14 protein-coding genes and 2 pseudogenes are annotated in these 14,876 nt (G+C 46.8%); 2 read left to right on the top strand and 14 right to left on the bottom strand.

Features of this window, described 5'->3' with window-relative positions:
* Positions 1 to 6: 6 nt before the first annotated feature.
* The 8 genes from BUB86_RS15120 to BUB86_RS15085 form a co-directional block, all read right to left on the bottom strand.
* The gene (locus BUB86_RS15120) at positions 7 to 552 is read right to left on the bottom strand and encodes a 2-oxoacid:acceptor oxidoreductase family protein (RefSeq protein WP_073211029.1); all 546 of its coding nucleotides are present in this window, start codon (positions 550 to 552) and stop codon (positions 7 to 9) included.
* A gap of 151 nt (positions 553 to 703) precedes the next feature.
* Positions 704 to 1,474: a thiamine pyrophosphate-dependent enzyme gene (locus tag BUB86_RS15115; RefSeq protein WP_073211027.1), complete on the bottom strand. Its 771-nt coding sequence runs from the start codon at positions 1,472 to 1,474 to the stop codon at positions 704 to 706.
* 4 nt (positions 1,475 to 1,478) lie between these two features.
* Complete coding sequence (locus BUB86_RS15110; RefSeq protein ID WP_073211025.1) at positions 1,479 to 2,561, bottom strand: 3-methyl-2-oxobutanoate dehydrogenase subunit VorB; 1,083 nt, start codon at positions 2,559 to 2,561, stop codon at positions 1,479 to 1,481.
* 2 nt (positions 2,562 to 2,563) lie between these two features.
* Positions 2,564 to 2,794: a ferredoxin family protein gene (locus BUB86_RS15105; protein WP_028904302.1), complete on the bottom strand. Its 231-nt coding sequence runs from the start codon at positions 2,792 to 2,794 to the stop codon at positions 2,564 to 2,566.
* A 12-nt stretch (positions 2,795 to 2,806) separates the two neighbouring features.
* Positions 2,807 to 2,986 (bottom strand): tetratricopeptide repeat protein, encoded by a 180-nt coding sequence (locus BUB86_RS15100; protein ID WP_073211023.1) that lies wholly within the window; start codon positions 2,984 to 2,986, stop codon positions 2,807 to 2,809.
* A gap of 22 nt (positions 2,987 to 3,008) precedes the next feature.
* Positions 3,009 to 3,887, bottom strand: a complete 879-nt coding sequence (folD, locus tag BUB86_RS15095) for a bifunctional methylenetetrahydrofolate dehydrogenase/methenyltetrahydrofolate cyclohydrolase FolD (RefSeq protein ID WP_073211021.1) — start codon at positions 3,885 to 3,887, stop codon at positions 3,009 to 3,011.
* A 25-nt stretch (positions 3,888 to 3,912) separates the two neighbouring features.
* Positions 3,913 to 5,274 (bottom strand): signal recognition particle protein, encoded by a 1,362-nt coding sequence (gene ffh, locus BUB86_RS15090; protein WP_073211019.1) that lies wholly within the window; start codon positions 5,272 to 5,274, stop codon positions 3,913 to 3,915.
* 71 nt (positions 5,275 to 5,345) lie between these two features.
* Complete coding sequence (locus BUB86_RS15085) at positions 5,346 to 5,957, bottom strand: epoxyqueuosine reductase QueH (protein ID WP_073211017.1); 612 nt, start codon at positions 5,955 to 5,957, stop codon at positions 5,346 to 5,348.
* A gap of 124 nt (positions 5,958 to 6,081) precedes the next feature.
* Between BUB86_RS15085 and BUB86_RS15080 the strand changes: the two are divergent.
* Together BUB86_RS15080 and BUB86_RS15075 are read left to right on the top strand one after the other, a co-directional pair.
* Positions 6,082 to 7,206 (top strand): annotated as a pseudogene (locus BUB86_RS15080) (PIG-L family deacetylase); the annotation flags it as partial.
* A gap of 23 nt (positions 7,207 to 7,229) precedes the next feature.
* The gene (locus BUB86_RS15075; protein ID WP_139261662.1) at positions 7,230 to 8,834 is read left to right on the top strand and encodes a beta-N-acetylhexosaminidase; all 1,605 of its coding nucleotides are present in this window, start codon (positions 7,230 to 7,232) and stop codon (positions 8,832 to 8,834) included.
* Positions 8,835 to 8,862: 28 nt separating this feature from the next.
* Here BUB86_RS15075 and BUB86_RS15070 read toward each other — a convergent pair whose 3' ends face one another.
* From BUB86_RS15070 to BUB86_RS15050, 6 genes and pseudogenes are all read right to left on the bottom strand, one after another.
* Complete coding sequence (locus BUB86_RS15070; RefSeq protein ID WP_073211014.1) at positions 8,863 to 9,657, bottom strand: prephenate dehydrogenase; 795 nt, start codon at positions 9,655 to 9,657, stop codon at positions 8,863 to 8,865.
* A 133-nt stretch (positions 9,658 to 9,790) separates the two neighbouring features.
* Positions 9,791 to 10,855 (bottom strand): bifunctional 3-deoxy-7-phosphoheptulonate synthase/chorismate mutase type II, encoded by a 1,065-nt coding sequence (locus BUB86_RS15065; RefSeq protein WP_073211012.1) that lies wholly within the window; start codon positions 10,853 to 10,855, stop codon positions 9,791 to 9,793.
* Positions 10,856 to 10,870: 15 nt separating this feature from the next.
* Entirely contained in the window at positions 10,871 to 12,040 is a 1,170-nt protein-coding gene (locus BUB86_RS15060; RefSeq protein ID WP_073211011.1) for a pyridoxal phosphate-dependent aminotransferase, read from the bottom strand.
* Between the two features lie 30 nt (positions 12,041 to 12,070).
* The gene (locus BUB86_RS15055; RefSeq protein WP_073211010.1) at positions 12,071 to 12,913 is read right to left on the bottom strand and encodes a prephenate dehydratase; all 843 of its coding nucleotides are present in this window, start codon (positions 12,911 to 12,913) and stop codon (positions 12,071 to 12,073) included.
* Between the two features lie 1,101 nt (positions 12,914 to 14,014).
* Positions 14,015 to 14,140: pseudogene (locus BUB86_RS17305) on the bottom strand (endonuclease/exonuclease/phosphatase family protein); the annotation flags it as partial.
* Between the two features lie 181 nt (positions 14,141 to 14,321).
* Positions 14,322 to 14,876 (bottom strand): YcbK family protein (locus tag BUB86_RS15050; RefSeq protein ID WP_081373283.1); only part of this gene is annotated, 555 nt, incomplete at its 5' end.

The following is a 14,876-nucleotide window of genomic DNA, read 5'->3' as shown; positions in this document are numbered from 1 at the left end:
GATTGCTTACTTAATCTCTTCGATTATTTTGGCACCTTCTTTAAGGGCTTCCATATTCAGAGGAATCAATCCGTGATGACGCTCAGGCAGAGTCTTGAACAGAGCCTTCTCAACACCCTTGTCGCTAACAACAGGAGCTACCTTGAGCAGTCCACCCAATACAATCATGTTGAACACCTTACCGTTCTTCATCTCGGCAGCCTTGTCCATAGCGTTGATCTCGTAAACGGTAATATCCTTACGGGTTGGCTTGTTGATGATACCAAAGCCATCGTAAATCAGAATACCGCCGGGCTTGATCTTTGGCTCGAACTTCTCGAGTGAAGGCTGGTTGAGTACTACTGCGATATCGTACTTGCTCAGGATAGGCGAAGAGATACGCTCGTCGCTAACGATAACAGTAACGTTGGCAGTACCACCACGCTGCTCAGGACCGTAGGCAGGCATCCAAGTTACCTCTTTATCCTCCATCAGTCCGCTATAAGCCAGAATCTTACCCATTGAGAGTACGCCCTGACCACCGAAACCTGAAATTATAATTTCCTTTTTCATATTTTTATGAAGTTAAAGGGAATTAAAAGGAAGTAAAAGGGAAGTTCTTGGACGAGCCAAGCGGCAGAGCCGAGCGAAAGGGACATTAGTCTCAAGATTGAAAGTATTGTCCCTTCCATTCCTTTTACCTTCTTTTCCATTCCTTTCCATTCTATTTATCCGTTGTGTCTTTGAGGTCTCCCTTTGGATAGAAGGGGAACATATTCTCCTTCATCCACTCATTAGCCTTAGCAGGAGTGAGCTTCCAACCGCTGTTACAGGTAGAAACAAACTCTACGAGGCTTGAACCCTTGCCAGCCATCGAAGCCTCGAAGGCCTTACGCAGCGCCTTCTTTGCCTTCAGAATAGAGGCAACACTCTCTACACTCTGACGAGTAACGTAGCAAGTACCCTCCAGCTGAGCAGCGATATCGGCCATCTTCAGGGGATAACCATGAATCTCAGGATCACGTCCGTAAGGACAAGTAGAAGTCTTCTGACCTATCAGGGTTGTAGGAGCCATCTGACCACCAGTCATACCGTAGATAGCATTGTTAACAAAGATGATAACGATGTTCTCGCCACGGTTCAGGGCATGGATGGTCTCACAAGTACCAATACAAGCCAGGTCGCCATCACCCTGATAGGTGAACACGAGGCGATCGGGCCAAGTGCGCTTGATACCAGTGGCCAATGCGGGAGCACGACCATGGGCAGCCTCCTGCCAGTCGATATCTATATAGTTGTACGCGAATACAGCGCAGCCTACAGGTGATACACCTACGGCCTTATCTGCCATTCCCATTTCCTCGATGACCTCGGCAACCAGCTTATGTACCACGCCGTGGCTACAGCCTGGGCAGTAGTGCATGTTGTTGTCGTTCATCAGCGTCGGCTTTTTGCAGACGATGTTCTCTGGTTGAACTATTTGATTTCTATCCATAGTCTTACATTACCTTTTTAAGTGCATTTACGATTTCCTCAGGATCGGGAACGATACCACCCAGACGTCCGAACTGCTCTACGGGCACAGCTCCGTTAACAGCCAGGCGAACATCCTGTACCATCTGACCTGCATTGATCTCGGCTACCAGGATACCCTTCACCTTCTTCGACAGCTCAGCAATCTGCTTCTCGGGGAATGGGAACAGCGTGATGGGACGGAACAAGCCAACCTTGATACCCTGCTCGCGAGCCAACTCTACTGATTTCTCAGCAATACGGGCTGCACTACCGAATGCAACGATAGCATACTCGGCATCGTCCATCTGTTTCTGCTCAAAGCGAACCTCGTTCTCCTGAATCTTAGCATACTTCTCCTGGAGGGCAATGTTACGCTTCTCCATAGCCTCTGGCTTCAGCTCGAGCGAGGTGATAACCACACGCTCGCGGTTCTTTGGCTTACCTGTAGAAGCCCAAGGACACTGCGCAATCACCTCCTCGTCGGTACGACGGGGCTTGAATGGAGGCAGAACAACCTTCTCCATCATCTGACCGATAACACCATCGCTCAGAATCATAGCGGGGTTGCGATACTTGAATGCCAACTCGAAGGCCAGATCAACAAAGTCTGCCATTTCCTGTACAGATGATGGAGCCAGAACAATAACCTTGTAATCGCCATTACCACCACCACGTGTAGCCTGAAAATAGTCGCCCTGCGAAGGCTGGATTGTACCCAGACCAGGGCCTCCACGCTGAACATTAACAAACACGCCAGGCACCTCGGCACCAGCCATGTAAGTGATACCCTCCTGCATCAGAGCGATACCAGGAGACGAACTCGAAGTCATGGCGCGCTTACCAGCTCCGGCAGCACCATAGACCATGTAGATAGAAGCCAGCTCGCTCTCGGCCTGAACCACCTGCATACCGGTAGTCTCCCAAGGCTTCAGCTCAGCCAGCGTCTCGATCACTTCACTCTGCGGAGTAATAGGATAGCCGAAATAGCCGTCGCATCCGCAACGAATAGCAGCGTGGGCAATAGCCTCGTTGCCTTTCATCAATACAACTTCACCTTTTTCTGCCATAATTATTCCTCCACTTTTTTACGATACACGGTGATACAACCATCTGGGCAGACAATGCCACAAGAGGCACAACCTACGCAGGCCTCCTCGTTGACTGCCTCCACGTATGGGTAGCCGTGCAGATTAACTTTGTTGGCAAGGGCGATTACCTTCTGAGGGCAGGCGATGATGCAGAGGCTGCATCCCTTACACCTCTCGGTATTCACCTCAATAGCGCCTTTCATTTTTGCCATATTGAGTATTTGTTATGGATTATACATATCTTTACAATAGAAAGCCATGATGTCGTCGAGCATCTTCTTAGCTTCAACGGCAGGACTCTCAGGGTCGAGTTCGATAGCCTTGATATAGGCATTGATGGCTTCGTGCCACTGGCCGCGCTTTCGCGCCTCATTCCCCTGATTGTAATACTCCTGCGCTGTCATGACTCCTCAACTCCTTCCCTCCTTATTTATAATACTCCTTCTTACCAGCTGCCAGCGTATTCTTCATAAGCGAGCAGATAGTCATAGGTCCTACTCCACCAGGAACCGGGGTGATATATGAACATTTAGGAGCAACCTCGTCGAACTTTACGTCGCCGTTCAGGCGGAAACCACTCTTGCGAGTAGCATCAGGAACTCGAGTGGTACCAACATCAACAATTACGGCGCCATCCTTCACCATATCGGCAGTAACGAAATCTGGCTGACCGATAGCTGCGATAATGATATCAGCAGCGCGGCACTCCTCTTTCAGAGTCTTAGAACGAGAGTGGCATACGGTTACTGTGGCATCGCCATACTGCTTCTGCATCATGAGCTGAGCCATTGGCTTGCCAACAATGTTTGAGCGACCCAGTATCACACACTTCTTACCGCTGGTCTCAATGCCATAGCGCTTCAAAAGTGTGATAATGCCGAGTGGAGTAGCCGAAATGAAACAAGGCAAACCGATAGCCATACGACCAACGTTGATGGGATGGAATCCATCTACATCCTTACGATAGTCGATAGCCTCGATGATTTTCTGCTCGTCGATGTGCTTTGGCAAAGGCAACTGAACGATGAATCCATCAACATCGTCATCCATGTTCAGTTTGTCTACACACGCCAGCAGCTCCTCTTCGGTGATGTCGTCCTCAAAGCGGATTAGTGTACTCTTAAAGCCGCAAGCCTCGCAGGCCAGCACTTTATTCTTTACATAAGTCTCCGACCCCCCATCATGGCCTACTAATACGGCTGCCAGATGGGGTTGTTTGCCTCCTGCGGCAACAATCTCTTTTACCTCTTCAGCAATCTCGGCTTTAATAGCCGCTGCTGTTGCTTTTCCGTCAATCAGTTGCATATATTTAGTCTTATTGTCTAAGTTCTTAGAACTTCGGCATTCCGCCGCGCATCTTCATGGCTGCTGCCATCTGCGCCATCTTCGATGAGTTCATACCGGTAACCATCTTCATCATCTTGCGGGTCTGGTCGAATTGCTTCATCAAGCGGTTCACTTCTTCGAGCTTTGTACCAGAACCCTTGGCAATACGCAGGCGGCGGCTCTGGTTGATGATATCAGGATTGGCGCGCTCTTTTGGAGTCATCGAGTTGATGATAGCCTCGATACCCTTAAATGCGTTATCATCGATATCCAAATCTTTAATCTGCTTACCAACACCAGGAATCATGCCAGCCAGATCCTTGATGTTACCCATCTTCTTAATCTGCTGTATCTGACCCATGAAGTCATCGAAGTCGAACTTGTTCTTACGAATCTTCTTCTCCAGTTTCTTAGCTTCTTCTTCGTCGAACTGCTGCTGGGCACGTTCTACCAAGCTCACGATATCACCCATACCGAGGATTCGGTCGGCCATACGCTCAGGATAGAATACGTCGATTGCTTCCATCTTCTCGCCCGTACCAACAAACTTGATAGGTTTGGTGACAACGGTACGGATAGAAAGTGCAGCACCACCGCGGGTGTCACCATCCAACTTGGTAAGCACTACGCCGTCGAAGTCGAGACGATCGTTAAACTCCTTAGCAGTATTAACGGCATCCTGACCAGTCATCGAGTCAACTACGAATAAGGTCTCGTTAGGATTGATGGCTTTCTTCAGCGTCTCAATCTCGTTCATCATCTCCTCGTCGACAGCCAGTCGACCGGCAGTATCGATAATTACCACGTCGTTAGCTTTAGACTTTGCCTCCTGCAGGGCGTGGTTAGCAATCTCAACTACATTCTTGTTTTCGGGCTCAGAGTATACGGGAACACCAACACTTTCTCCTACTACCTTCAACTGCTCGATAGCAGCAGGACGATAAACGTCGCAAGCTACCAGAAGTGGCTTCTTGTGGTTGCGCTCCTTCAGCATCTTAGCCAGCTTACCACTGAAGGTGGTTTTACCAGAACCCTGCAGACCACTCATTAGGATGATGGCAGGAGCACCGGCACGTCCCTCAACTTTCAGCTCAGCAGCCTTACCACCCATCAACTCAGCCAGCTCATCGTGAACAATCTTCACCATCAGTTGACTAGGCTTAACAGCTGTGAGTACGTTCATACCCAAAGCCTTCTGCTTAACTGTGTCTGTAAATGTCTTGGCTACCTTATAGTTTACGTCGGCATCAAGCAACGCACGACGCACGTCTTTCAGTGTTTCTGCTACGTTAATCTCGGTGATTTTTCCCTCACCTTTCAGTATCTTAAACGAGCGTTCTAGTCTATCACTTAAATTCTCAAACATATTACCTTACTTTTTTAGGGCGCAAAGTTACAAAATAAAAATGATACTCCCAAACTTTACTCGTCGTTTTTTCATTTTTCCTTTATTTCTGTTGACTTATCTCGTGTGCTAAACTCGCATCCGCAATACTGTTGATTATAGAATTTGTACTCTTTCAGTAGTTGATTGCGGCGTTCATATAATCCACCTTTGCGCCAATTCTGAGCCCAAAATAGAGGTGAGAGATTACTTTCTGCCTTTACAGATTCCTGAGCTATTTCGCCAGCACGGTTGATCTGGTCAAGATTCTTCCAGCGCGATGACGCCAACGTAGTAGTGAAATATGGAATACCTAACTCTTGAGCCTTCTTAGCGGCAGCTATCAGACGTAGTGTAAAACAACGTTCGCAGCGACGACCTCGCTCTGGCTCGTTTTCCAAACCGCATACGCCATGCAACCACTCTTCGTGATCATAGTCACCATCAACCCAAGTTAGCCCCAAGCTCTCAGCATGACGCTTACTCTCTTGCTTTCTGATTTCGTATTCCTCTCTAGGCCAAATATTTGGATTAAAATAATAAATCACAGGTCGAACACCATTTGCCATCATCCATTCAACGATAGCACTCGAACACGGGGCACAACAGGCGTGCAACAGCACATCCTTCAACCCCTCTGGTTTCTGTATAGCAGGTTGTTTCATCGGGTGCAAAATTACACAATATTATTGTTAATCTTCGCAAATCTTGCTTTTATTTCACATAAAATGTATATCTTCGCCGAAAAAATAATACTTTACTACAAAATATAACATTATGAATTTAAATCTGACTAACAACATCCAAATGCCCAACCACGAGTTGAGGCGCCAAGTAATCGAACTCTGTGAAAAAGTACAGAAACCATTGCTCAAGCTTTCTACCAAAGATTATGTAGAAAACGGCCTGGGGCATCTTGTAGAGCAGTTTGACGGACAGGCAGGTTTGGTAAATATCGAGGTATTCAATGAACTTCAGCACACCATCACCGGATGGCCTGGTGGAAAGCCGAATGTAGATGATTCAACACGTCCGGAACGCGCCAAACCATATCCCAAAAGAGTGATTGTATTCTCGCCTCACCCAGACGACGACGTAATTTCTATGGGTGGCACCATTCGCCGACTGATGCAGCAGCACCACGATGTACATGTGGCTTACGAAACATCGGGCAATATTGCCGTAGGTGATGAGGAGGTTCGTCGATTCATGCACTTCATCAATGGTTTCAACACCATCTTTGCCAATGGCAGCGACGAGGTGATTAAGCACAGCTACCAGGTGGTAAAGGCATTTATCAAAAATAAAAAAGAAGGCGACCTTGATACTGAGCAGATTCTGCGACTGAAGGGATTGATACGTCGTGGCGAAGCTCGTCTGGCCTGCGAATACAGCGGCATCGACAGTAAGCATATCCACTTTCTCGACCTACCATTCTACGAGAGCGGAAAAATTGAGAAGTTACCAATGACCGAGAACGATGTCATCCCCATTCAGAAACTCATCAGCGAGATTCAGCCACACCAGATTTATGTAGCTGCCGATCTAGCCGATCCTCACGGCACTCACCGTAAATGTACCGATGCCGTGCTGGCTGCTATCGACGAGGAGAAGAAAGCTGGTGCCGAATGGCTGAAGAACTGCCGAGTATGGATGTACAGAGGTGCTTGGGCTGAGTGGGATGTAGCCAACATTGAGATGTGCGTACCAATGAGTCCTGAGGAACTGCGCGAGAAGCGAAACGCCATTTTGCGCCATCAGAGTCAGATGGAGAGTGCACCATTCCTGGGCAACGACGAACGCCTGTTCTGGCAGCGAGCTGAGGACAGAAACCGCGAGACTGCCAAGCGATATGATAATCTCGGTCTGGCTTGCTACGAGGCAATGGAAGCATTTGTGGAATACAAGTTTTAGTTAACAATTGATAGTTGATAATTATGAAAACTTTAAGCCGTAAACCTAAGGTGATGGTGCTGGTGGCACTATTCACTTTTACCTGTTCGCTTTTCACTTCGGCAGTAGAGCCTGCCGACTATGAAGTAGTGCCCCTACCCCAATCGCTTTCACGAATGGACGGCACACCGTTTATCCTTGATAGTAAAGTACAGATTCTGACACCAGCCAGTTTGCAGCGTGAGGCGGAGTTCCTACAGCAATACATCCGCGATGTTACTGCCATCCAGTTGCCCATCACCCGGAAGCGCATCAAGAACCAGCGATACATCGAGTTAAAACAGGCCGCCGTTTGCGTCAATAAAGAGGGCTACCATATGAGTGTTAAACAGAAAGGTGTAACCATTACCGGCGATGATGCTGCAGGTGTGTTCTATGGTATTCAGACGCTTCGCAAAGCACTCTCCGACAGCAAGATTCTCTCGCCTGCCGAGATTGCCGACTATCCTCGATTCTCATGGCGAGGTATGCATCTCGACTGCTCACGCCATTTCTTCTCGGTAGATTTCGTCAAGAAGTACATCGACCTGCTGGCGCTGCACAACATGAATACCTTCCACTGGCATCTGACAGATGATCAGGGGTGGCGAATTGAAATCAAGAAGTATCCCGAACTCACTACCATCGGTTCGCAACGTTCAGGTACTGTTCTCGGTACCAATGCCGACCTGGACGATGGCATACCTCACGGCGGATTCTACACCCAGCAGGAGGCTCGCGATATTGTGAAATATGCAGCCGAGCGCCACATTACCGTAGTTCCTGAGATTGATATGCCAGGCCACATGCTAGCTGCTCTGGCCTGCTATCCTGAGCTGGGATGCACAGGCGGCCCATACGAGGTGGGACATTATTGGGGCGTTTATACCGACGTGCTATGTGTAGCTAATCCCAAGGTTTACGATTTCGTTGAAGGCGTGCTCACAGAGATTATGGATATTTTCCCATCCGAAGTGATACATATTGGTGGCGACGAGGCTCCTACCGATAAGTGGGATGCCTGTCCCAAATGTAGCCTGCTGCCACAGAAACAGAGCTACTTCACCAAGAAAGTATTCGACTTCATCACAGCTCACCATCGTCGTGTACTAGGTTGGGACGAGATTCTCGACGGCGCACCAGCCGATGCCATGATTATGTCGTGGCAGGGCATGCAGCCAGGAGCTAAAGCAGCTAAGCAGGGCCACGATGTGGTGATGTCGCCCACATCGCATGTATACTTTGATTATCAGCAGTCGGAAGAACCTGAACACGAGCCTTCACGCTGCGGTGGATTTATTCCCGTTGAGAAGGTTTATAGTCTTGAGCCAGCTCCCGATAGTATTCCTGCAGCGGCCCGCAAGCATATTCTGGGCGGACAGGCCAACATCTGGACCGAGTATCTGTTTACAGAGGGTATGGTAGAATATCAGGCATTGCCCCGCATGTCGGCTCTTGCCGAGGTGCTATGGACAATGCCTGAAGAAAAGAATTACCCTTATTTTGTGGAGCGACTAACCCGGTTCACTCATCTCTATGAGCTCTACCACTATCAGTATGCCAAGCATCTGTGGCCCGAGCGCCAACTCCCAAGTCGCTGGAGATTCTAATTGACAATTGATAGTTGATAATTGACAATTATCTTTTAATCTCGATGTCGCGTTTCACGTTGTTGCGTATCTTTGTCAGATAGCTCTTCATGCCCGCGGCATCTTTTTTGTCTATAATCTCCAGCAGTTCTTTCAACTCCGTACGTATCTGTGCCACCTGGTCGCCAGTATATGGGTTGAACAGAATTTCCTGCAACAGATAATCATCCTCATTCAGCACGCCTTTGGCAATACGCATATGGCGCTTGAATGTGGTACCTGGTGCATCCTGATGCTTCATGACAGCAGCAAAAACAAATGTAGACACAAAAGGAATTGACAGAGAGTAAGCCACCGTCTTATCATGCTCCTCGAAAGTGTACTCATAGATATTCAGTCCCAGCTTGCTGTACAAATCTTTAAAGAAGATGCGGCCCATGTAGTCGCCCTCGCTGATAATGATGGCATTCTCCTCAGAGAGCTGCTGCAGATTAGCGAAGGTAGGTCCGAACATCGGGTGAGTAGACACATAACGCATGCCAGTCTTCTCGTAGAAGTCCTTCAGATCGGTTTTCACGCTGGCAATATCACTAATGATACACTCCTTGGGCAGGTAAGGTATCACCTCTTCAAACACAGGGATGGTATATTTCAGCGTCACTGCGTTAATCAGCAGTTCCGGCTTGAATTCTTTAATCTCATCGAACGAGGTAAAACGCTGGCAGTTGTAGGTAAACCTCATGCGTTTGGGGTCTCTCTCGAACACCGCCACCTCGTGGTCAAAACTCAGCAGGTCGATAAAGAATGATCCCATCTTTCCTGCACCCATAATCAATATTTTCATTGTATTCAAATATTGTAGTTAACTGTAGTTATCAGGAGTTAACAGGCTTCACCTGTGGAGTTAATGGACAAATGTATGTTGAAAAGTATTGTCCGATAACTTCCGATAACTCCCGTTAACTCCCAATAACTCATTATTTATTAATAATCTCAATCTGCTGGCGAACACTCTCTTCGTGTATATTCTCAAACACGTGAGCCACGAACTCTGGGTCCATACCGCAGAGTGACCCCTGTGCACCACGTTTGTTCAGAATCTCGTTGTAGCGGTTAGCCTGCAGCACTGTCATGTTGTGTTCCTTCTTGTACTGACCAATCTCACGACAAACACGCATGCGCTTTGCCAACAGATCCATCAGCTGGTTGTCGAGTTCGTCAATCTGCTTACGCAGCTGTGTAATACCCTCGGTAGTAGTCTTCTCGTCGCGGATTACCAACAGACTCAGGATGTAATCCAACACATCAGGTGTAACCTGCTGCTTAGCATCGCTCCATGCCTTGTCTGGGTCACAATGACTCTCAACAATCAGTCCATCGAAACCAAGGTCCATAGCTTGTTGACACAGTGGTGCTACCAACTCGCGGCGGCCTCCGATATGACTTGGGTCGCTAATGATTGGCAACTCTGGGATGCGGCGACGCAACTCAATAGGAATCTGCCACATAGGTGCATTACGGTATATCTTCTGCTCGTAGCTTGAGAATCCACGATGGATGGCTCCCAGACGCTTGATACCAGCCTGATTCAGACGCTCCAGCGCACCAATCCACAGTTCCAGGTCGGGGTTTACAGGATTCTTAACGAATACGGGTATGTCAACACCCTGCAGCGAGTCGGCAATAGCCTGCATGGCAAATGGGTTAGCCGATGTACGTGCGCCAATCCACAGGATATCCACGCCGTGCTTCAAACTCAGCTCGACATGTTCAGGTGTAGCTACCTCGGTTGAAACCAGCATCTTGGTTTCCTTCTTCACCTGCTCCAGCCATACCAGAGCGGGCTCGCCATGACCCTCAAAACCACCTGGCTTGGTGCGGGGTTTCCATACACCGGCGCGGAAGTTGTGGCAGCCTTTCATAGCTAACTGCTTGGCAGTAGTCATCACTTGTTCCTCAGTCTCAGCAGAGCAAGGGCCTGCAATCACAAAGGGACGTTCATTGTCACTTGGTAAATTCAATGGGGCTAATTCTAATTCCATATTTATAATCAATTTTCAATGTTCAATGTTCAATTTTTCAATTCTCTCAAGCGCTTGTTGTATTTTCTCTTCCTTGGCACAGAGCGAAATACGGATGTAACGCTGGCCATTGCTGCCGAAGATAAAACCTGGGGTGATAAACACACGAGCCTCGTGCAGAATCTTCTCCGTCAGATCTTCTACGTTCTCAATATCAGCAGGTATTTTTCCCCAAAGGAACATGCCCACCTGAGTCTTGTCGTAGGTGCATCCCAACAGGTCCATAATCTTCTCGGCCCACTGGCGGCGACGTGCGTACGTATTAATATTGTACTCGCGATGCCAATCGTCGGTGTTGTTGTATGCCTCGGCAGCTGCCAACTGGATGCCGCGGAAGGTTCCACTCTCAATGTTCGACTGCACCTTGAGTATCCACTTGATAAACTCAGCGTTGGCCACGCACATACCTACACGCCAACCTGGCATGTTATGACTCTTCGACATCGAGTTTAATTCTATACAGCAGTCCTTAGCACCAGGAACCTGCATGATTGACAGATGCTCCTCGCTCAGAATCAAGCTATATGGATTATCATTCACCACCACAATGTTGTGGTCCTTGGCAAACTTCACCAGTCGCTCATAGGTAGCACGCTGTGCACGCCCGCCTGTCGGCATGTTAGGATAGTTGGTCCACATCAGCTTAACCTTCGATAGATCCATCTTCTCCAACTCGTCGAAATCAGGCTGCCATCCGTTGTCCTCGCGCAGATTGTAGTTCACAATCTTTGCACCCAGAATCTTGCTAAGCGATGTGTATGTGGGGTAGCCGGGATTAGGCACCAATACCTCTTCACCAGGATTCACAAAGGCTAGCGTAATATGCAGTATACCCTCTTTCGAGCCAATCAAGGGCAACACCTCCGATTTTCCGTCTACGTCAACCCCATACCAGCGCTTGTAGAATCCAGCCATAGCATCGCGCAACTCGGGGATACCCATGGTCAACTGATAGCCGTGAGTATCGGAGCGTTTAGCCACTTCACACAGTTTATTGATGGTCTCGGGCGATGGCGGCATATCGGGGCTGCCAATGGCCAGACTGATAATGTCCTTACCCTCGGCGTTCATCTGTGCCACCTCTTTCAGTTTCTTACTGAAGTAGTACTCTTGTACTAAATTCAATCTATCTGCAGGTTGTATCATTTTTAATCTTTAATCTTTTAATGTTTAATCTCAATTGGTCTGTCTTCCGTCCTTATACTCTCCCAGAATTTTCAAATCTTTTGTCAGCGGTATGATGGCATCAATACTCTGTCGGTATCTCGTCAAGTCATCGTACATCACATCCACGTAGAACAGATACTCCCACTCTTTGCCGATGATAGGTAGACTTTGAATCTTAGTTAGGTTAATTTTGTAGAACGAGAGAATAGCCAGTACATGACTCAACGATCCCTCCTCGTGAGGCAGCGAGAAAACAATGCTACTCTTGTTGGCTTCAGTCAGTGGGCGCAGCATATCTGCCTTGTTTGGATTGCTCACAACCAAGAATCGGGTAAAGTTGTGCTTGTTGTCCTCAATGTGATCCTCCAGCACCTTCAGTCCATACAGGCGTGCTGCCTCGGCGTGGCAGATGGCAGCCCATCCGTGTTTATGTCCTTCGGCTATCATCTTAGCTGATCCGGCAGTATCCTCTGCCTCCACATTCTTCAGTTGCGGATGTTGAGCCAGAAAGTTACGACACTGCATCAGCGCCACTGGATGTGAGTGTACCTCGGTAATGGTATCCCAGTCATCTTCAGGCAGACAACAGATGCAATGGGTGATGTGCAGCTTATGCTCGCCTACCACACTGGTACCGCTATCGCGCAGTAGCTCGTAGTTATGCAGCAGACTACCTGCGATGGTATTCTCTATAGCCAACATACCGATGGCTGTAGGGTCTTGTTTGATTTGCTTGAACACCTCTTCGAAGGTTGAACAGCAAATCAGCTGTATCTGTTCTCCCTCGAAATAAAGGTGAGCCGCGATATCGTGGAACGACCCTATCAATCCTTGTATTGCAATTCTCTTCATATTCTCACTTTCTTATTTTCTCACTTTAAAAACAAGTCCCGCTATCACTTTGTTGTGAAGCGGGACCTTGTTGTTTTATCTTCCTATTGTCATAAGTTGAATTCTATACGCAACTTCCCGCTTCACAGTTCTCTGCAAAGTAAAAATAAAAGCCGTAAAACCAAGCATTCAACATTGACATATTCTTTCTATTTTATTGATTTCGGCTGCAAAAGTATAGTATTTTTGCGAAACTACCAAATAAAATGCTACTTTTTTTTCGTTTTCGCTTACTAATTATCGAAAACACCCATATTATCGCACACAATAAAGCGCTACATCAGCTATATTTATGAATAATCCCCGCCATGAGCGAGGATTATAAATAAATTAAGGAAAACATGGCGATAATTAAAAAGTATCTCTTCTAATTTTGCCTCCACTTACGTGCCCCAACTGTTCTTCAGTAAGTTCTTCCCTCTCAATCTGTTGTTTTTTGTTTTTTTCTTCAATCATAATTAAAAAATATTAAGTTGACTAATTATATATTTGTAGGCTACGACTAATTTCTTTAATCAAATCTTCTAGTAATAAATAATATACCACATTTACCACCAGCGACATTGTCAAGTTGCTCTTCATTAAGCTCATAGGGCTTTTGGTCTTTTTCGTCTGCCATAATCGTTAAATTTAAAAAGTTATTATTGATTCTGCAAAAATACAGAAATTATTCGAAATAAAAAAGCGTTATTGAACTTTTTGCTAAAATGGCACAAAAATTTTGTAGAAATGGCACATTATTGCAATCTAGAATCGTTAAATAATATTTAATAAACATCAAATATCGGTAAAATAACGCATTTTAAACAACAAAAATCTATTATTGAACATAATTATCAAAATAAAGTATTATCTTTGCACCGACAAAAGATTTTAATGGTTAAGGTTTATGGTTGATTAATTTAGTTTTTTAAGTAATTGTTCAAAAGGTTCGTTGTGAAACGAGCCTTTTTGTTTTTTTATAATCCACCATCAAGGGATAAATTATAATTAAAAGACAAACAAAACTCCAATTATTTTCGTATCTTTTTAAAAAAATAATACCTGAAAACACTGCAGGGAGCGCCCCGCCTGCATCTTTGTCTCCTGCAGACAGAAGAAGTCGGCATCCAACTCGCGAAACACCTCACTAAATCCCTTACCCTCACAGGCCCTCAGGCCATTCACGTTCCAACTTATCAGTTTCATATGTTTATTATTTTTTAGTATTTCACACAGCGATACGATGCAAACACCGAGTTCAGTTTGTCGAGCGCCACTTTACGTCGCAATCCGAATATCTCTTTTCCAGTAGCATCATGTTTGTGGTTATCTAATTGCCTGCAAAGATAAGAATTTTATTCTTTGCAGGCAAGGATTAAACATTATTTCACGCATTTATAAAGCTTATTTTCCTTCTGTTATTAGAAGGACGCACCGCAAAGTGCAGCCAGATGGCACCGTAGCGATTCTTGGACGAGCCAAGCGGCGAAGCCGAGCGACGCTCTATCAGCAGTTCGTCAAACTCCTGCTTGCTTTCATCAGCATAATCCAGCAAGATCACTGCATATCTCAGCGCCTGTTCCATGCCACTCACTCTTATATCACACGCGCAGCCCGTCATGTGATTGCTATTCGCATTCCCATGAATTGCTTTATTTAATTGTGGGCTGCGATACCCCGAGTTGATCCGGATCGGTTCCCCTCCCCTCTTTCTCAACTCCTCCAGCCACCCGCACAATCGCTTCAGGTTCTCAATCGCCTCATGGCTCGGGATGTTATAAACTTCAGGATGACTTGCACTCCTGGTGAACTCCCCGAGCGTAAAGTTAGGCGATAAGTGAGAGCCATCGAGCTTGTTCGAATGGCCGAGCGCAGCCTCACTCGGCGAAGCCAAGTGCTCGGAGAGTTTTGCTTGACTATTCAATTGTATTATCTGTTCCAT

Origin of the sequence: Xylanibacter ruminicola (assembly GCF_900142525.1) — a bacterium.
Taxonomy (GTDB): domain Bacteria; phylum Bacteroidota; class Bacteroidia; order Bacteroidales; family Bacteroidaceae; genus Prevotella; species Prevotella ruminicola_A.
This window is presented reverse-complemented; position numbering and strand designations above follow the sequence as displayed.